This is a genomic window from Calditrichota bacterium (assembly GCA_020637445.1).
In the GTDB taxonomy this organism is placed as follows: Bacteria; Electryoneota; RPQS01; order RPQS01; family RPQS01; genus JABWCQ01.
In genome coordinates, this window is record JACJVZ010000002.1 from 265,885 (window position 1) to 284,959 (window position 19,075).

13 protein-coding genes are annotated in these 19,075 nt (G+C 53.4%); 9 read left to right on the forward strand and 4 right to left on the reverse strand.

From position 1 onward, the window contains the following. Window positions 1-33 precede the first annotated feature (33 nt). On the reverse strand, window positions 34-3,051 hold the full coding sequence (locus tag H6507_08925) for a T9SS type A sorting domain-containing protein (protein ID MCB9369213.1): 3,018 nt from the start codon (window positions 3,049-3,051) through the stop codon (window positions 34-36). A gap of 240 nt (window positions 3,052-3,291) precedes the next feature. Here H6507_08925 and H6507_08930 point away from each other — a divergent pair, with 240 nt between their 5' ends. Beyond that, on the forward strand, window positions 3,292-4,434 hold the full coding sequence (locus tag H6507_08930) for an acyl-CoA dehydrogenase family protein (GenBank protein ID MCB9369214.1): 1,143 nt from the start codon (window positions 3,292-3,294) through the stop codon (window positions 4,432-4,434). A gap of 325 nt (window positions 4,435-4,759) precedes the next feature. Here the strand turns inward: H6507_08930 and H6507_08935 are convergent, their stop codons facing one another. From H6507_08935 to H6507_08945, 3 genes are all read right to left on the reverse strand, one after another. Further along, entirely contained in the window at window positions 4,760-6,016 is a 1,257-nt protein-coding gene (locus tag H6507_08935; protein ID MCB9369215.1) for an Nramp family divalent metal transporter, read from the reverse strand. Between the two features lie 77 nt (window positions 6,017-6,093). Beyond that, the gene (locus tag H6507_08940) at window positions 6,094-7,368 is read right to left on the reverse strand and encodes a DEAD/DEAH box helicase (GenBank protein ID MCB9369216.1); all 1,275 of its coding nucleotides are present in this window, start codon (window positions 7,366-7,368) and stop codon (window positions 6,094-6,096) included. Continuing rightward, window positions 7,368-8,651 (reverse strand): magnesium transporter, encoded by a 1,284-nt coding sequence (locus H6507_08945; GenBank protein MCB9369217.1) that lies wholly within the window; start codon window positions 8,649-8,651, stop codon window positions 7,368-7,370. The genes H6507_08940 and H6507_08945 overlap by 1 nt, the downstream gene beginning before the upstream one ends. Window positions 8,652-8,765: 114 nt before the next feature. On the opposite strand from H6507_08945, the gene H6507_08950 reads away from it, so the two are divergent. The 8 genes from H6507_08950 (at window position 8,766) to H6507_08985 (ending at window position 19,045) form a co-directional block, all read left to right on the forward strand. Beyond that, on the forward strand, window positions 8,766-9,002 hold the full coding sequence (locus H6507_08950) for a hypothetical protein (GenBank protein MCB9369218.1): 237 nt from the start codon (window positions 8,766-8,768) through the stop codon (window positions 9,000-9,002). A 91-nt stretch (window positions 9,003-9,093) separates the two neighbouring features. Beyond that, the gene (locus H6507_08955) at window positions 9,094-10,365 is read left to right on the forward strand and encodes a DUF1015 domain-containing protein (GenBank protein MCB9369219.1); all 1,272 of its coding nucleotides are present in this window, start codon (window positions 9,094-9,096) and stop codon (window positions 10,363-10,365) included. Window positions 10,366-10,842: 477 nt separating this feature from the next. Next, on the forward strand, window positions 10,843-11,034 hold the full coding sequence (locus H6507_08960; protein MCB9369220.1) for a hypothetical protein: 192 nt from the start codon (window positions 10,843-10,845) through the stop codon (window positions 11,032-11,034). A 71-nt stretch (window positions 11,035-11,105) separates the two neighbouring features. Further along, complete coding sequence (locus H6507_08965; GenBank protein MCB9369221.1) at window positions 11,106-13,400, forward strand: T9SS type A sorting domain-containing protein; 2,295 nt, start codon at window positions 11,106-11,108, stop codon at window positions 13,398-13,400. A 248-nt stretch (window positions 13,401-13,648) separates the two neighbouring features. Next, window positions 13,649-14,749: a hypothetical protein gene (locus H6507_08970; GenBank protein ID MCB9369222.1), complete on the forward strand. Its 1,101-nt coding sequence runs from the start codon at window positions 13,649-13,651 to the stop codon at window positions 14,747-14,749. Between the two features lie 110 nt (window positions 14,750-14,859). Continuing rightward, complete coding sequence (locus tag H6507_08975) at window positions 14,860-16,050, forward strand: hypothetical protein (protein MCB9369223.1); 1,191 nt, start codon at window positions 14,860-14,862, stop codon at window positions 16,048-16,050. A 211-nt stretch (window positions 16,051-16,261) separates the two neighbouring features. Beyond that, window positions 16,262-16,756, forward strand: a complete 495-nt coding sequence (locus H6507_08980; protein ID MCB9369224.1) for a ferritin — start codon at window positions 16,262-16,264, stop codon at window positions 16,754-16,756. 918 nt (window positions 16,757-17,674) lie between these two features. After that, window positions 17,675-19,045: a right-handed parallel beta-helix repeat-containing protein gene (locus tag H6507_08985; protein ID MCB9369225.1), complete on the forward strand. Its 1,371-nt coding sequence runs from the start codon at window positions 17,675-17,677 to the stop codon at window positions 19,043-19,045. Window positions 19,046-19,075: the final 30 nt, after the last annotated feature.

A 19,075-nucleotide genomic window follows, 5' to 3' on the forward strand; every position in this document is an offset into this window, starting at 1 on the left:
CCGTCACGGAAACGGGGCAGCGAGGCTTTGCTCTTATTTCAACAACACCATCTTCCGCGCAATCTTCGTGTTTCCTGTGCGAAGCTGATAGAAATACACTCCCGACGAAAGTCCGGCAGCATCGAAGTTCACTCGATGTTCGCCCGCCGCGAATTTTCCACTCGCCACGGTCTGTGCCAATCTTCCCGTTACGTCATACACGTTCAACACAATATCCGAGCTTTGCGGCAAGGCAAACTCTATCTCCGTCGCCGCATTGAAAGGATTCGGGTAGTTTTGTGAGAGCGAAAAGTCCGTGATCACGGGTTCACCGGGCGGATCAACGCTGATGGTCGCCTCATCCAAATACTGCCCGTAAACTTGGTCATACGTGCGGCTGTCTTCCCAGAAACAATAGAATTGATCGCCTTCCGAACCGCGCACGACGACCGGCCGGAATTGCTCGGCAAGTGTATCGCAAATCACGCTGCCGCCGGTTTCCCAATAGCCAATTGTCTGTTCGCCTCGCCTGTTCAGATGCATCGCCACCGCAATGCTGCTGCCCTCGGCGGGATTTGACCCCCACGAAACAATCACTCCACCCGCACCGTCCGTGATTGCAGAATACGAAAATACAAACTCATCATTCACACTGAGCGGAATTCCCACCGCGCCGATAGCCGGCTGCAGATCATCTGTGAACTTGTTGGCATATAGAGTGTTGTTGAGTCCTCCGGTGTTTTGAATCGCAAAGAGTAGCCACACTCCTTGGTCATACATCACCTGCACCGGATTCAACATGAAATCCTCCGTATGCTCCGCCAACAAAACGCCGCTGTCCGCAAGCTGCGCGACTCCGTACATGGACAACCTCTGACCGTACACGTCAGGATATGTCGTGCTGTTTCGCCGGTCTTGCCACACGGCGATGATGTTGCCTGCATTGTCCACCGTCACGTCGCATGTCTGCACAGATGAAAGCCTTGCCGTCGTAGTGACATTTGTCATCCACTCGAGATGTGCTTCGGCGTTCACATTCGCGACACCGAGAGTGTAGGTATCCGTAGACAACAACACCACGCAGTTTCCGTTGGGCATCGCGGCCACGTCGCCGATTGCGTACGATGAACTTTCCGTCCCAAGGGTCAACGGCTCGCTCCATTGCGGCGTGCACGTCGAATCCACAAGCCACGCAAGCTGCTTATAGCTTGAGCCGCCTTCCGCTTGATTCCAAACCACATAGCACCCATAGCCGCCGGTTTGCGCGACACAATACGGCGTCATCGACGGATGATTCGCATACACGTCCACTATCAGTGTATCGCCCGTCACGTCTCCGTTGCTGTCTACATGTCCAACCTTGAGAAATCCGGTGTGGTCCCATGTCCAAGCCTGCACGGCATAGAAACCCCCGTGTCCGTCCGGACAGGCGGCAAATTCCGGCGAGCCAGCCTCCACCGCCTCAGAGAAAACCGGCCTGCCAAACGGTTCGAGAGCTGCTTGCCCGCTCGAGTTGAAAATTTGGAAATAGAGGTTGTCCGTGTAGTTGACACGCGTGTCTTCCCACAGCACGGCAGCGCGGTTATTGTCCAGCGGAAGGCCCGTGAGATCGTAGACACTTCCCAAGATTCCCGAGGCCCACGTCCAGCCGTCCGTGGGAACAATCGGTTGGCCGACTTGCTTGTTGTAGGCCACCGATTTTACGATGTTCGTGTCCACTCTCGTAGCCCATGACACGATGATGTTGTTCGAGTTGCCCGACGCTACAGACAACCATCCGACATTATCGTCAGTCGTCGTGACCCGCGTGCCGCAATCTTCTCCCCACAAGAAGTCTCCAGTCCATCCCAAACGACTCAAGCCGGTTTCATAAACCCAGTCCACTCCATTATGAAAATAGAGAGAGAGCATCGTTAGGATGCCGCCTTGATCGTCGCTGATCATCGAGTACTTCGAGACTGAGTAATAGTCAACTCGCGTGCAAAGATTGATTCCGCCTGTTTGCCATAGCGGAGATCCGCCCTGATCGATCTTCTGAACCATCAGCCCACCGCTGTCAGAAGGAGCAACCGTTTGTGTTTGCCAAGATGCTATCACACCGGCGGCTTGTCCATTCGTTGTGCTGGGAAGCAGCCGCGGAAAGCGTCCGCCCGCCGAACTGCTCTCCAAAATCGTCGGTGATTGCCACAAAGTCAGTCCGTTTGCATTGTAGAGCTGCAGCTTCAGTTGGAATGACTCTTGTGTTGCCTCAGCCCACGCGACGTAGAAACCTTCATTGTCCACGTACCTCGCCGTCATGGCCGCTTGGGAGCCGGCTTCAGTCACGTACTCATGATCCCATGTGACTTCGCCTGCATTGCTCAAACTACGGACATGATAGCTTGTGGAGTCGCTGGTTACTCGCTCGTCCCAAGCAAAGAAGATTGAACCGGCCGCATCGAAATCAACAGCGAAGTCCGTTCCGAGACCGGCGTATGGCAGCAGCTCAAGCGGCTCGCCAAAGGCAAGTTGACCGTTCAAATCCACTCTGTTCGCATAGAGAACAAAACTCTCGCCCCATGGGTCCCAGTCTGCGTAGGCAAAAGCCACGGAGCCGTCTTGCAGGATGCGCAGGGCATGCAGTGCGGCACCGCTGACTCCGAAATGACTGACACGAATTCCCGTGCCATCGTTTTCCTGCCACAGAGAATTACCTTGGCTGTCCAGCCTGAGCATGAACAGGTCGTAACCATTCCAGCCGTTGTTCGCACGTGTGAAGGTGAGCAGATATCCGTCTTGCCAGGTGTACACATTGATGTCGCGCTCACCCACTTCCGACGCAATCAGCCTGCGTCCATGAGGCTCCCATTGCGGGAGTCCCATCATGTCCACCAGTTGCCCCCAAACATCGCCCCGCCCCGTTTCGTAATCCACCCAGACAATCAATGTCATCGCATTCGCGTCCATCACCGAGGAGCTGACTCCCACGGGTGCTTCTCCGCGAACAACTTTCCCCGACGGTTCCCACATGCGCGGGTCGGCCAAGGCAGCCGTCGCCAGCGCGAGTATCAAGACTAAAGTTCCCAGCCGCATCATCGTAGCCTCCGTCTTGTCTTTTTGAACCCACCTGCTACAATATACACCCGGTCAAGCCTTCAAGCAACTCGTGAACTTGCCTCTTGGCGCATTCGCCCCAACTTCAGTTTTCCCCGTTATTCCGACTTAACTTATCCAATTTTATTTGTGTGATTTTCCACTTTTGTCTGTCCCGGGGAATTGATACATTGTGTTTGCTTACAATCGCACACAATAGAGAGCATATCCGCCATGGAAATGGATTACTTCCTGACCGACGACCAAAAAGAACTCAGAGCACTCGCGCGCAAAATCGCCGAAGAAAAAATTCGCCCTGTTGCCGCACAATATGACCGCGACGGCACATTCCCGTGGGACATCGTGAAAGTCTTTGCCGAATCCGGTTTGTTCGGCATCGTGATTCCCGAAGAATACGGCGGACTTGGCATGGGTGTCTTCGAACTCGCCATTGTCACCGAAGAACTCTCGAAGGCTTGCGGCGGTATCACGCTCGCACTTGCGGCGTCCGCGCTCGGCACATTCCCGATTCTTCTCAGTGCCAATGAAGAACAACAGAAGCGCTATCTGCCTGACCTCGCTGAAGGAAAATATCTCGCGGCGTTCGGATTGACTGAGCCCAACGCAGGAAGCGACGCCGGTTCAATGAGAACGCGCGCTGTGCGTGACGGCGACGATTACATTTTGAATGGCTCGAAAATCTTCATCACCAACGGCGGTGCGGCGCATCTCTATACCGTGATTGCCGTGACCGATCCGTCGAAGGGTTCGCGCGGCACGTCGGCTTTCATCGTACAGGATGACTATCCCGGTTTCAAAGTCGGCAAGCACGAAGACAAGATGGGCATTCGCGCGTCGGCGACGAATGAAATCATTTTCGAAGATTGCCGAGTTCCCGTGGCCAACCGTATCGGCGGTGAAGGTCAGGGATTTTTGGTCGCAATGAAGACGCTCGACAAATCGCGTCCCGGCGTCGCCTCGCAGGCACTCGGCATCGCGCAGGGAGCATTTGATCTCGCGGTGAATTATGCCAAGAACCGCTACCAATTTGGACATCCTATCATGAATCTGCAAGCGATTCAATTCATGATGGCGGACATGGCCACGTCTATCGAGTCCGCGCGCGCGCTGTTGTATCAAACGGCCCGCTTGATTGATTCCGGAGCCAAAGACATCGGCCGTTACAGCGCGATGAGCAAGCTGCTCGCGTCCGACGTCGCCATGAAAGTCACCACCGACGCCGTGCAGATTTTCGGCGGCTACGGTTATATGCGCGACTATCCGATTGAAAAATACATGCGCGACGCGAAGATCACGCAAATTTACGAAGGCACAAACCAGATTCAACGCCTTGTTATTGGAAATTCACTTGTAAAAGGTTAATACGACGCGGTGGGTTCCGCATCAGACGAGAGAAAACGCCTGACCATACATGGTCAGGCGTTTTTCTATTTTGACCTCCCCCGCGCTGCGCGGTGGGAATAAGGGGGGCTTTCAGGAATACCGAAAACGTAAGACGTGTCGTCATCCTGAAGCCGCCGCGGCTGAAGGATCTCTCTGCAATTCCCAGAGAGGTTCTTCACTACGTTCAGAATGACGACCTATAGATAGTGTCCGCTTGATTCGCCGAGCCGGGTTAAGGCCGCCGCAACCCGGTCGGAACTCTTAAGCGCTCGCGCCAGCGTCAATCAGTCCAGCGGCACGCTGACTACAGCAAACTCCCAAAATAGACCAGCGACAACCCACTCAGCACTACCACCATAATCCAGCATATCACATTGTAGACCGGGCCGTTGACATACTCTTCCATGAGTTTCTTGTCATTGACCATGATCAGCATCGGCACGAGAATGAACGGCAGCAAGACTCCGTTCACGACCTGCGAGAGGAACATCACCTTGATCAGCGGCAGTCCCGGAATCAGCACAAAGGCGGCGCCCAGCACAATCAGCGCCGTGTAGATAATATAGAACTGTTTCGCTTCGTCGAATTTGTATTTTACACCCGACTCCCAGCCCATCGCTTCGCAAATCGTGTAGCTCGTACTCATCGGCAGAATCGACGCGCCGAACAAACTCGCGTTCAATAAACCGAATCCGAACAACAACGCGCTGAACTCTCCGGCCACCGGAGCAAGTGCTTGTGCGGCTTGCGATGCTTCTTCGATCAAAATCCCTTGCGGATAGATCGTTTCGGCACATACCACCACGATGAACAACGCGATCACGCTGACGCCTATGCCTCCGACAATTGTGTCGATCCGCGAGTATTTGTAGTACTTCAGCGGAATTTCTTTTTCGACGACGCTTGCCTGTTGATAGAATTGCATCCACGGCGCAATCGTCGTTCCCACCAGACCGATGATCATCAGAAGATACGCGTTTCCACCTTTGAATTCCGGCGTTACGAGCGCCATCCCGATCTTGGCCCAGTCCGGTTGCGCGCGCACTCCCGCGATAATATATGCGACGTAAAAGATCACGGCGATCAAGAACACGCGCTCAATCGTCGCGTAGTTCGCTTTCAACACCAAAATCCACACGATAAACGCTGCAATCGGCACTGAGATCCATTTCGAAATGCCGAACAATTCTCCCGCGGCGGCGATGCCCGAAAACTCCGCGACCACGTTGCCGAAATTCGTCGCCAAAAGCGCCATCATCAAATAGAACGTCCACTTGACTCCGAACCGTTCGCGGATCAAGTCCGATAGTCCCTTACCCGTCACGACTCCCATCCGGTTCGACATCTCCTGAATCATAATCAGGACAATCGTCATCGGAATGAAAATCCACAACACGGTCAATCCGAAGTGCGCTCCCGCCTGCGAATAGGTGGTGATGCCGCCCGCGTCGTTGTCGACATTCGCCGTGATCAACCCCGGTCCCATAATCGAAAGGAACAACAAAAACCTCGTCCATGCGGGCGAGGCTTTACGAGTCCATTTAGAGATCAAGGAAGTCATTGTCTTCATTTCCCCCCGGTCGTGTGCTTAACAGGCACTCCGGGGGGATTAAGGGGGGGTCAAGCGTGGAGGGTGATTTATCTACCCGTTCTTCGCGGAATCTTTGGCCGGCGGTGCGACGACTGAAAACTCTTCGTCTGCGGGCCAATCGTGCCGCTCGTCTTTTGCAAGCTATTCGCTTTTTCCGGCGCAGGCTTCATGTAATCAAAGTGATTCAGCGCTGAGCGCGTCATCTGCTGCCCCAAATGTTTTTCGATTTCGCGCAGCAAAATCTCTTCATCCGGCGCGACCAGCGTCAGCGCGTCGCCCAATTTTTCCGCACGTGCAGTGCGACCGGTGCGATGCACATAATCTTCCGCCGTCGCAGGCAAGTCGTAGTTGATCACATGCGTGATCCCTGACACGTCGATGCCGCGCGCCGCGATATCCGTCGCCACCATCACATTGAACTTACCCTTCTTGAAACCGTCGAGTGCCGCCATGCGTTGCTTCTGCGTGCGGTCGCTGTGCAGGCTCGTTACTTCGAATTCTTTCTTCGAGAGCAGTTTCTGAATCCGGTCTGCGCGGTGTTTCGTCCTCGTAAAGATCAGCACCGCCGGAGAATTTAACTCAATCAAAATCTCCGCGAGCAAATCCGGTTTCAAGTGCGCGGGCACCGGAAAAGCCGTGTGCGTCAACCCGCGCGCCGCGCTGCTCTTTTGCCCGATTTGAACGTGAATCGGATCAATCAATATCTCTTTAGAAAGCCGCATCACTTCATCCGGAAACGTCGCCGAGAACAGCATCGTCTGCCGTTCCTTTGGCACGCGCGCCATGATTCTGCGCACGTCCGGCAAAAATCCCATGTCAAGCATGCGGTCCGCTTCGTCGAGCACGAGCATCTTCAACGAGTCCAGCGAGAGCGTTCCGCGCGCGACGTGATCAAGCAATCTTCCGGGAGTCGCCACGATGACGTCCGCACCCTTTTTCAATCCGTCCATCTGCGGACCGTAGCCCACGCCGCCGTACACCGCGAGCACTTTCAGCTTCGTGTATTTTGCGAAATGCTTGAACGAGTCTTCGATCTGAACGGCGAGTTCACGTGTCGGCGACAGCACAAGCGCCATCGGCTTCTCATGCTTTTCGTTCAACACACGGTGCAAAATCGGCAAACCGAACGCAGCCGTCTTGCCTGTTCCCGTTTGCGCCGCGCCCATCACGTCGAGCCCTTTCAGTGCGGGCGGAATCGCCTGCTCCTGAATCGGCGTCGGACGCTCGTACCCCATAAATACCACTCCCCTCAGCAGCCGCTCGTCGAGTTCAAAATGTTCAAACTCGGTGTGCTCTTCGATCTTCTCGATTTCTTTACTCACTAATCCTTCTTCCACGTCTTGTAGAGCGTCGGCATCAGGTCGTCGAGCGAATCCTTGAAACTTACCACGCCCTTTTGTACTCCGTTTTCATCCACAATCGGGATGAACAAAAAATTGTATCGCAGGAAATTCTCCGCGATGTCTTGTAAACTCGCGTCGAGCGGCAGCGTAATCAAGCGGCCCGACATGATGTTCCCGATTTGCAAAGCGGGATCCGTTAACAGCAGATTCCGCATGGACACCACACCCGTCAGAACACCGTCGTCGTCGTGCACGTAGATGTAGTAGTAGGCCTCTATCTCTTCGGCGTTGTCGCGCAACAGTTCGAGCGCGTCCTCCACCGTTTTGTCTTCCGAGAGCTCGAGATAGTCCGTGGTCATCAACGCGCCAGCGGTTTCTTCCTCGTAGCTCATCAGCTCCGTGATTTCCGCGCGCTCGTCTTCGTACTCGAATTCGCTGATGATCTTTTCCGACGCGGTCGTATCGAGATCCGAGAGCAAGTCCGCGGCAATCGACGGCTCCATCTCTTCGATGATGTCCGCCGCGCGCTCCGGCTCAAGATTCTCCAAGATCGCTTTTTGTACGTCGTAGTCCGTCTCTTCGAGTGCTTCGGCGGCCGTCTCGATGTCCATCGAGGCCACCATCACCTGCCGCTGTTCGTGGCTCAGCTCTTCGAGAATGTCGGCAATTTCACCCGGATGCAGCTCCTTGAGCCGCTGAGCACCAACCTTCAATCTGACGGGCCCGGGTGCATCCTGAGTGTCGCTGATCGGCTGTACGAACTTCCACGAAATTAACTCGTCGTCAAATTTGCGGCCCAGCACTCTTGCCGCCTTGCGCAGCGCGGTCTCGTAGCCCAAACGGCGTGCAAGTCCCGACACACCCACGTCGACGTGTACTACCCATTGCCGTTCGCCCACAAGAAGCTGCACGTCGTTCACACGCACGACTTTTGCCCCTTCGACGTCGACAATCTGTCGGTCCCACAGAGTCTCGCGAATGGAGATATCATCTCCCGTAAGCTCCAACGGGATGATCTTGTGCTCGTCGACTTTTAGGCGGCGCGACTTCAAAAAGTCAAAATACTCCATTCCCGTTGCCGGATAGAGCACCAACCGTCCCCCATTCCTGAGCACGAGCCCCTTCACCTCGGGAAACATCTCCGTCACCTGCGCGATGACGTCCCACACCTTTCCCATTCCTGTTCCCAAAGTACGGGAATAGGCGGGCCTGCCCAGCATTGAGGACAGGTAAACCAATTCTTCAGGGAGGCGGGTGGACATTTCTGATCTCCCCCCGCGCTGCGCGGGGGGATTAAGGGGGGTTCTGGATTCTGATCCCCCCCGGTCCTCCGGGGGGATTAAGGGGGGCAAGCGTGCAAATTCCGCGAAAACGTTATGCCTGTCGTCATCCTGAACGCAGTGATGGACCCCTCTGAAGAACCCGGTGCAGCCACAAAACCCCAGAGAGGTTCTTCACTGCGCCAAGCCTTCGTTCAGAATGACGACCTACGAAACGCGACTCGCAATGACGACCGCACACCCCAACTAGGTCGTGCTTCCAAGCACGACACGCGCAAAGTCAGTTCAGCGGCACGCTGGTTTTCGCCTAAGAAGGTAAGATATGCATTCTGAGGCACTTAGTCAAACTATTCTGCTTGATAATTTTGCCGGGTTTGCGTATCTTTTCGCAAACTACCTCATTGTATCTATTCCGGAGTCACAGATGGCCCGTATTCACCCGTTTCGCGGTTTGACCTATTCCCCTGCACTCGCCGCGAAGCTCGACCAATTGGTTACTCAACCGTATGACAAGATTGATCGCGCCCTGCAGGAGAAGTATTACGCACGCGATCCGCACAATGTTATTCGTATCATTAAGTCCGACGAAACCGTCACCAACCCCGAATCCACCTACCCCGGCGCCGCCGCGACCCTGAAACAATGGATCGCCGACGGCACTCTCGTAGAAGCAAAGGGGCCGGCGTTTTATCTCTATTATCAAACTTTCAATTTTCTCGGCAACAAGTACGTTCGCAAGGGATTCATGGCCTCAGTCATGCTCGACGAAGAAAACGTCAAGTCCCACGAACACACTTTGGCCGGACCCAAGGCCGACCGCTTGCGGCTGCTCAAAGCTCTCGAAACCAATGACGAGCTAATCTTTATGCTCTACTCTGATCCCGACGGAGAGAGCGTGAAACTCATGGACTCGATAGCGGCCAATCACAAACCCGCGCTCGAGTGCCGCGACGACTACGGCGAACTGCATCAAGTCTGGGTCGCCGATGATCCCGAAACAGTCGCAAAACTTCAAACACTCGTTTCAAGCTGCGATCTGTTCATCGCGGACGGTCATCACCGCTATGAAACGGCTTGCAATTTCAAACGCGAATGCGTCGAGCACGGTTGGAAGCCCGGCGAAAATCAAGGCTTCGATCATCGCATGATGGGACTTTTCCCGATGGAAGATCCCGGACTCGTGATTTTGCCCACGCACCGTTTGATTCGCAACGTCGAAAATTTCTCCGGCCCCAAACTTCTGGCTGCGCTCGGAGAAAACTTCAAGATCACTCCACTCTCGTCAGCCGAAGCGCTCTTCGCGGAGATGGACACCTTCGAGACCGATCAAGTCTTCGGCATGAAAGCGATTGGCACAAACGACGAGTTCTACTTCCTTGAAACGCGTGAGCAGGGCGGACCGAACCGTACGTTGGGCGTGACCATTTTGCATTCGACGATTCTCGAGAATGAACTCGGCATCGACGCGAAAGTTCTCTCCGCGGGCACGCACGTCGACTATGTCCGCAGTCGTCAAGAATCCATCGACGCCGTCGGCAAAGACGGTATTCAAGCGGCATTCATTCTAAATCCCACCAGCGTCGAAGACGTCAAAACCGTCGCCGCCGCAGGCAAGAGAATGCCGCAAAAATCCACAGACTTCTATCCCAAACTCCTCGCAGGTTTGGTGATGATGAAGCTCGACATTCTAAAGTAGCCGGCGTGAACGCTGGACCCATTGCGCTGCGCGGGGGGATTAAGAACCTATCTTGAAATAGCGGGAGATTCAAGAATCGCGGCGGCAGGTGTCTTCACCTGCCCCGCAAATCGAGATTTTTTAGATTCCGGCGGGGAACCGCTACGCTAAATCGCTTCACTGCGTTCGAGCGCAGGCCCCGTTCGGCGATTCTTTTCCTTGTTTTGGGATAGGCTCTAAGGGGCTTCTGAAAATTCTCGCCGAGCCGGGTTAAGGCCACCGCAACCCGGCCGGAATCTGAGGTCCAATCACCTACTACCGTCGGCCTCCGGCCGCTGCGTATCCGATAGTTCTCGCACACACCCCTGCCAGAGGCAGGGAGCTAGTAGAACATTGAAACGCAGTCGCGCCAGCGTCAATCAATGCAGCGACACGCTGCATTCTCGCGGCGGCATCCGCTGCGGATGCCCCGCATAGCAACCAGAGGAACCTATTGAGATGAACATTCTTCGCTCCTTTCTCGCAGCTATCGTCGCTTGGTTTCCCGCGCACTATATTCCCAGAATGTTCTTCGACCGGGAGAAGAATTTATGGTCCTACGAGGCCACGTTCTTTCTGGTGTTTCTCGTCGTCTTTTGGCTGGCCACGCACCTGATGCGCACGCGTACTCCAAAATCTGAAATGAATTAGAAGACGCGCCGGTGCTTCTCGCTTCATATTTCTGATTTCATATTTCATATCTTCAAACCGGAGGTGGACTCATGAAACAAGCACTACTCACTCTGCTCTGCACCCTCTCCGCACTTGCCCAATGGCCGACTGATCCGGCTCAAAACCTGCTGATCTGCAATCACACCGGCGAAGCGGTGGTGCCGAAAATCGCAGCCACGTCCGACGGCGGATGTTACGTCACGTGGTGGGATCACACCTCGGGCAACTACGACGTCTATCTGCAAAGATTCGACAGCGCTGGAGTGCCGCAATGGACTGTGCCCTGCGGTATTTTGGTTTCCAATCATCCCACGGAAACGTGGCTCACCGATTGGGACATGGTCGTTGATCTTGAAGACTACTGCATCATCGCCGTGAATGACAGCCGCGGAGGGAGCGACCGTGACATCTATGCGTATCGCATCAGCCCCGACGGTCAATTCGCGTGGGGCGCCGACGGCATCACCTTATCCGCCAACAACGGATTCGAACCCGACCCGCGCATTGCAATTGCTTCCAACGGAGATATTGCCTTCGCGTGGCAAGAAGATAATGTCATTCATCTCCGCCGTGTGAATGTCGCGGGACAAGACGTCTTTACGCCATCGACGATCACGCTCACGCACGAGCTTCCTTTGTCCATTCCGCGCATTTGCGGCACCAACGACAATGCAATTGTTCTCTCTTATCTGATTCAACAGGGCACGCAGTTCACGTCGCCGCGGCATATCTACGTGCAAAAATTCTCCGAAGCCGGTGCGACTTTGTGGAATCCCAATGGATTGCCCGTGATGACCACCAACGGCATTGGCATTCAGATGAAACCTGACATTGTTCACGACGGCCGTGACGGAGCGTATTCCTTCTGGTATGACACGCGCAACAACGTGCATCACGTCTACGTGCAGCACATCAACTCCGGCGGTATCGTGGAATGGCAGGAAAACGGCGTGCAGGTTGATCTTTCGGCCAGCGAGTTGCAAATGTCCCCTTCTGCGATCTTGGTTCCCGAAGGCATCGCCGTTTTCTACCAATCAACCAATACGCTTCAATCGCTGGGCGGGGTAGACGCGCAATTGTTGGATTCGACGGGCAGCTATTTGTGGAGCGCCAACGGCGTCACCGTTACTCCGTGGTCGCCCGAGCCGTGTTTCAATGTCCGCGCACACCGTCAGACCACAAACTATAGTGTCTTCTATTCGCAGTATGCGGAGGGCAGCGCGATCAATACGCTCTTGCGTGCAAGCCAGCTTGATCCGGGCGGCAATCCAACGTGGACCCCACCTATCAAAGACCTCTGCACCGTGGTCAGCGAGAAGGGCAGACCCTACACATGCGTGAATCCGCAAAGCCAGATTATCGCTTGCTGGCCGGATGCGCGCGGCGGCGCGATGAACATGTACTTGCAGAACATCAATGCGGACGGTGAACTCGGACCGAACTCCGTTTTCCCGCCTGAAATTGTGATCACGTCTCCCGAAGATTCTGCGACGGTAAACACTGAAGACATTGACATTGTCTTCGAAGTTCACAATATCCTGATTGATCCCAACAACGGCGACGGCTATGTTTCCGTCACGGTAAACGATCAAGATCCCACTTCTACGAATGAAGTCGCACCCTATCCCGTGACGTTGAATTTGGGCTGGAACATGATCACGATGGAAATTCTCGATCTTGATCAACAGCCCTTCGATCCACCGGCAATCGATTCGGTGCATGTGCTCTACGAACCAAATTCTCCCAGTATTGTGATCACAACACCGGTAAACGGTGCCTTGTTGGTCGACTCGGTGACTTTTGTTTTTGCAGTTGAGAATTTTGACGTGTCCGATTCCGGTGGAGACGGTCACATTCTGCTTCTTGTGGATGCAGACGATGATATGATTCACGACACGGTTGACATCTTTGATGTCACTCCGTATTTGTACTTCTTTGGCGGTCGGAGTACCGAGAACAATGTGCCATTAATCATGAGCCTGAGGGACAACCAAGGACACGAGCTTGTTCCCCCCGCAGCGGACACGGTGATCGTGGATATCACGCACATCATTGCCGCCGACGATCCCATCCTTCAGCCTTCATCCTTCAGCCTTCACGAGGCCTATCCCAACCCGTTCAATGCATCGGTAACTCTCTCCTACGATGTCCCCACCCCCGCGCGCGTCTCGCTTGACGTCATTGACATCATGGGAAGAAAAGTTACCACACTCGTGAGTGAAAATTCTACGGCCGGAACCCATTCCATCCAGTGGCAAGCAGACCATTCCCCCAGCGGACTCTACTTTGTCAGACTTACGTCTGGCTCCTTTACTCAAACACAGAAGATTATTCTACTTAAATAAGCTTGGATAATTTGGACTTAGGCAAAAGCGGCGACCCTTTTCGGGTCGCCGCTTTTTGTATGCAAGAGGCGTTGCGCTGTGGGTCAGAAAAATTTACCGCTTTAAGTTGATATAATACAATACGAGTCATGTTCTAAACATCTGTTTTTTGAGAGACTTGAGGCGAGTTTGAGATTGTTTTCGGCACTATATTGTCGGAATTGCTTCTAACCAATAGCTACCCATCCCTTCAAAAAAGAGGACAACGTATGAAAAAGTTTGCGATCGGGCTCCTCGCCCTCATGTTTGTGCTTGCATCCTCAGCTTTTGCTACCATCCGCTATGTCTCATCCACCGGCGCTGGATCCTACACCACCGTCGGCGCTGCTGCCGCTGTTGCTGCATCCGGCGACACGATTCTCATCGGTCCCGGCACATATGCAGAAGGCAACATCAACCAGCCAAGCAAACGCTTGATCTATATCGGTGCGGGCTGGGACCAGTCTATGATTAATTTGTCCAGCATCTGGTACGCCAATGGACCAGGCCAGACAGGAAGTTCTTGGGAGGGCCTGCGAATTGACTCCCCTACCCAAATGTTGAATTTCATCAATGGCACGGATTCGATCACCGTCCGCCGTTGCCTACTCGCTCACTCCCCATCTTCGAGCGCAGCGATTGACAATAATAGCGGACGCACCTTGGTCGTCGAAGATTGTATCTTTCTTTCAAATTTGACAACAGCTTCGTCAGGCGCAATCATTGTGTCGACTTCCAACTATCCAGCTACTATTCGAAACTGCGTCTTTGTAAACCGTGGCGGCAATGCCAATTGCCGCGCGATTTGGGGAGGCGCAGCTTCTGGCACAGTGGAAAACTACAATTGCGTTTTCTTGAACTTCCGCGCGCCATATGCGCTGAATGCCGCTGGCGGCCCACTGATCGCTGTCAATAACGTCTATTATGACTTCTTGGCAACACCCTCGTTCGGATCGTACAACGCATCGAGCGTCTTCGATTACAACTCGTCCGAGTCCGTCGTCGCCGCTCCCGGCACCAACACGACTTCGATCACAACCAATCCGTTCGTGAACTACAACACCACGAACAATTTTGAAGAAGGTATCACCGACCTGCATCTCGATCCCGTGAATGGCGCGAGCTTGATCAACTCCGGTCATCCGAGTTTGCTCGACTTCACGGACGGTTCGCAATCCGATCGAGGAGCATACGGCGGTCCCAAGCCCCTCGTGGATAACGGCGTGCCCAACTATCCGTGGGCCGTCAATATCGCCCTGAACCCGAACCTCGTTGGAGTCGGAACTCCCGTCAACGCCACTGCCATCGGCCGCGTCGGACCCCAATACTAATTCATAAGGAGAATCTCATCATGAAGAAGATTCTTCTTCTCATTCCCCCCCGGTCCTCCGGGAGGGCAAGGGGGGGTAAAATATTAGCGCTTCTGCTACTAATGGCGCTGATGACAACCCTCTCCTTCGCCCAATCCGCCGTAGTCACTCAAGCAGAGTGGTTTGTCGGCGCGGATCCCGGTGTCGGGAGCGGCAACGCGATTTCTATCGGCACACCCGACCCCTCCGAAGCGCTCGCGTTTTCGGTTGCCACGGGTTCTCTCGCTGCGGGTGAAATCACGCGTGTCAAACTTCGCTGCAAAATCGACAGCTTGCGTTCCGGCGCAACCAACATTTGGGGACCTGTCACGGATGGTTATGTCGTGATAGCTCCTGCGACCGGCAGCACACGTCTTGTCGTCTCGATGTCCTACCAAGTCGATGGCGGCAGCTTCACGAACGTCGACGTAACCGACAGCCCAAATGCAATTCTGAATGACGTCGTGGCCACAACAGGCCTGACAAACGGTATCCATCGCTTACGTGTACGTGCCACCGATGACTTGGGCAGAACAGGTCTGATCAACGACGGTTTCTTTGTCGTCTCCAATACGGCAGGCTTCGCCACTCGCTTGGTCACTCAGATGGAATACCGTATCGACGGCGGCGCTTTCACACTGAACGACAACGCCGACGCAGCGGTGGTCAATTTCGCTGACATCATCAACACCAACGCACTCGAGATTGGCCTACATCTCGTCGATCTTCGTTCGACGGACGATCTCGGCCGCGTCGGACAAGTGCATCGCGCGTATTTGATCGTCTCTTCTCCTTTCGTCGGCGGAATTGATCATCACATCGTCGCTGCCGAAGTCTTTGCAGGCGCTGATCCCGGTCCCGGAAACGGTATTGCCATTCCGCTGCCCGGTGACGGCGCGTGGGATGAAGGCACCGAAGACATCAACCATGTTTACACGGGTTTCCCGGTTGGCAACTATCGCGTGGGATTCCGTACTCAGGATGATCTCGGACGCTGGTCTCAGGTTGTATATGACTCCTTGCTTGTCGGACCGATCCTCGTTGTTTCGTCAACTGGAAATGACATCGTCCTGAACTGGCAGTTCCCCGACGGCATTGACCAATACTATGTGTACCGCTCCGCAAATATTGCCGGGCCATACTCTGTGATCGACTCCACGGTCGCTCGCACCTATACCGACACCGGAATTCTGACCTCGCAGGACAAGAACTTCTACTACGTCACTTTCCGTGATGATTCGATCTCGCTGCGGAGGCCGGGAGGCACTCCCGTCCTGCGGTGACGGTTGCCTTTTGCCTGTTTTTTCTGTACGTTAAAAGGGTGAGCCGAACAGCTCACCCTTTTGTTTTTGCGGAACTTCACCTCGCCCTCGGGCGTTAGGAAATAGAACGGGCGAGCAGGCGCGAAAAATGACCGCTTGAGTCCCGTTGCTTATTCATCACTTACCGTTTGCAGGAGTTTCTCCTGCTTGAACTACAACTTTCGGAGACAATATGCTTTCCAAGAAAATGTACGAAATCCTGAATGATCAGGTCAATCACGAACTCGAAAGCGAATACGTGTATTTGCAGCTCGCGGCATGGTCCAAGGCCGCCAACCTTGAAGGGTTTTATAGCTGGATGACCCATCAGGCCGAAGAAGAGCGCGAGCACGCCATGAAGATTCATGACTTCCTGATTGACAACGGTCACGAAGTCATTCTGTCCGGCATCCCGCAGCCCAAGCTCAGCATCAAGAGCCCCATCGACGTGTTCAAGGCTTCTCTGAAGCATGAGCAAAAGATTTCAAAGAACATTCACGATTGCTATGCGATGGCGCTGTCCGAAAAATGCTATCGTTCGCAGGTGATGCTCCACTGGTTCATCGACGAACAGCTCGAAGAAGAAGCCACCGCAGGTTCGATCCTGCAAAAGCTGACGGACCTCAAAGACAGCCCGTCTTCCACGTACTGGATCGACAAAGAACTGAAAAAGCGCGGCAAAGAATAATACTCTCTCTGATCTCCCCCCAAAATCTGCGTAGCAGTTTTGGGGGGACTAAGGGGGGCTTCTGGACTCTCATTTCCCCCCGGTCTTCCGGGGGGATAAAAGGGGGGTCAACCTGCCAAGCTGCTGAAAACGCAAGAGCCGCGATTTCCCTCGCGGCTCTTTTTCTTGAGAAAAAGTCTGGCATATTGACATAAAGATTTTAATCCACTATGATTTAATATGATGGGTACATATTACAACGAAAAGAAAGGTGGCCAGTTATGAAGCTGTTTTTTTTTGTTTTTAGTGATGTCGCTTTCGGTTGTTGCGAGTTTCGCCCAGCCTACGCCCGGGCAGTGTGATTTCACTCCAGTAACAATCGCCGTGGAAACTTGTTTGTCAAATCCGTTCTGTGGTACATATACTGGTTGTCCCACTACAAACTTTACAGTACCTTGTGATTCTTGCTTCTGCATCGATCTTGATTGGGATTGCCCAAACGATGACTGCAGAAAATGTCAAGGTTGTGCATGGGTTTTCCAAGGTGCCACCTACTTAACAAGTGTACATCATCAGGATTGTGCCAATAACGATTGCCACGTATCGAGCTGTGACCAAGGTGGTCAGGTTTTGCTGAAAACTGGGCTGGCCTACACTTTGTACGCCTGTTTCACGAATTGTGACAACGAAGACTGCACTATATGCAATCAAGCTTGCAAACTTCGCGCGACACTTCGTTATCATGACGCAAGCTGTAACTAATTGCGCATGTTTTGCTTGCTTGCTATATTAGCCACCCTTGTCCATTCTGTATTTGCAGCAACTGTTCGTGTGCCGCAGGACTTTCAGTCAATTCAGGCTGCTCTTGAAAATATTGTCCCGAATGATACTGTTCTCGTTGCACCCGGGTCTTATGAGGAAACTGTTGTATCCCCAAGTATGCCCTTCGCCCTCATCGGTGAAATCGCCGGTGACTCGTCCGACATTCTGCGCCCAGTAATCAACCCCTCCTTATTGCCTAATGCAAACACACTGAGCTGTTTTCATTTGAATGGTTCCCATGTGATTGTCGAGAACTTCACGTTCAAGAACGGCCCCGAGATGTTTCCGCACACGCCGCCCGATCAAGGCGGCGTTGTCGTTTCGGGAGATTCGTGTGTTTTGCGAAACTGCCTGTTCGACTCGGCTTCAACTGGACTTTTTTCTTCTTCCTCAGTTTCATTATTCCTTGATGAGTGTGAATTTACAGATTGCGTTACTCTTTCCGTTTCTACTGCGTTCGCCCAACTCGTTTCAAGAGCTTGCCGCTTCGACTCTCGCGGAGTCTCAAGTGGACCAAGTTCTGAGTTCTTCGAGTGCGTTTTTGACAGCATTTCGACAAGCTTCGCTCTTCACATATCTGACCACGCACATATCGAAAACTCCATCTTCCGCCATCATGATGCGATTGGATTGTCCACAATTGAAGGACCCAATGTGAGCGGCGAAATCGTTGGATGCACTTTCATGGAATGTAATCCCTCTTTGTTTGCATTAGGATTTATCAGAGATTGCAGCGCGGATCTATTGATCGAGGACAACCTATTCTTGGACATCGCTCCGCACGCACAAGCAGGAGGAACCATAAGCTACGGCTGCACCGAAAATATTGCGGGGAGTATGGTAACACTGCGGGGCAACACGTTCACGCATTGTGGTGGCAACAACGGCGGCAAGTGCTTTCGCACAGGCAATGATACTGCGAGTATGGTTTTTGAGCACAACCGTTTCATCGACAACTTTGGCAGCGGCTCTGCCGTGTCTCTCAACTCTCAGGGTTCGGTTTTCCGGCAAAATGTATTCATCAACAATGGCTATGCCCTTGCTTCCGTTTACTCCTGTGATGCCCGCTTGAACTACTGGGGCGACAGCACGGGTCCACATAACATGATTCATAATCCTGATGGTCATGGTGACGAGGTCTCAAACTCTGTCGTTTTTGATTCGTGGTATATTGACACATTGTTCTTTGTAGATGCAGTGAGATTTCCAAATGAGTTTCCGCTCGACTTTTCCTTCTCTGTCTATCCCAATCCTTTCAATGGCACAACTCGTATCGCGCTCAATGCTCCTAATGCATTTTTTGCGTCCATTGAGCTCATCAACATTCTCGGCCGGCGTGTGAAAGCGATCTATCATGGGCCTGTGATCGGCTACCAGGAATTTTCTCTCAATGCCGAAAACTTCCCCAGCGGCATCTACTTCGTTTCTATCCACGACGTTGTTCAAAGATTCGCCTTATCCACTCAGAAAGTTACTCTTCTTAGGTAGCCTTTTTCATTTCCATGAGCACTCAAGTTG

What these genes read in the sequence shown, in the direction of transcription:
- H6507_08975 (MCB9369223.1), top strand. Translation starts at nt 14,860, where the DNA reads ATGACAACCCTCTCCTTCGCCCAATCCGCCGTAGTCACTCAAGCAGAG.
- H6507_08935 (MCB9369215.1), bottom strand. Translation starts at nt 6,016, where the DNA reads ATGACTTCCTTGATCTCTAAATGGACTCGTAAAGCCTCGCCCGCATGG.
- H6507_08925 (MCB9369213.1), bottom strand. Translation starts at nt 3,051, where the DNA reads ATGCGGCTGGGAACTTTAGTCTTGATACTCGCGCTGGCGACGGCTGCC.
- H6507_08930 (MCB9369214.1), top strand. Translation starts at nt 3,292, where the DNA reads ATGGATTACTTCCTGACCGACGACCAAAAAGAACTCAGAGCACTCGCG.
- H6507_08970 (MCB9369222.1), top strand. Translation starts at nt 13,649, where the DNA reads ATGAAAAAGTTTGCGATCGGGCTCCTCGCCCTCATGTTTGTGCTTGCA.
- H6507_08955 (MCB9369219.1), top strand. Translation starts at nt 9,094, where the DNA reads ATGGCCCGTATTCACCCGTTTCGCGGTTTGACCTATTCCCCTGCACTC.
- H6507_08985 (MCB9369225.1), top strand. Translation starts at nt 17,675, where the DNA reads ATGCCCTTCGCCCTCATCGGTGAAATCGCCGGTGACTCGTCCGACATT.
- H6507_08945 (MCB9369217.1), bottom strand. Translation starts at nt 8,651, where the DNA reads ATGTCCACCCGCCTCCCTGAAGAATTGGTTTACCTGTCCTCAATGCTG.
- H6507_08960 (MCB9369220.1), top strand. Translation starts at nt 10,843, where the DNA reads ATGAACATTCTTCGCTCCTTTCTCGCAGCTATCGTCGCTTGGTTTCCC.
- H6507_08965 (MCB9369221.1), top strand. Translation starts at nt 11,106, where the DNA reads ATGAAACAAGCACTACTCACTCTGCTCTGCACCCTCTCCGCACTTGCC.
- H6507_08980 (MCB9369224.1), top strand. Translation starts at nt 16,262, where the DNA reads ATGCTTTCCAAGAAAATGTACGAAATCCTGAATGATCAGGTCAATCAC.
- H6507_08950 (MCB9369218.1), top strand. Translation starts at nt 8,766, where the DNA reads ATGCCTGTCGTCATCCTGAACGCAGTGATGGACCCCTCTGAAGAACCC.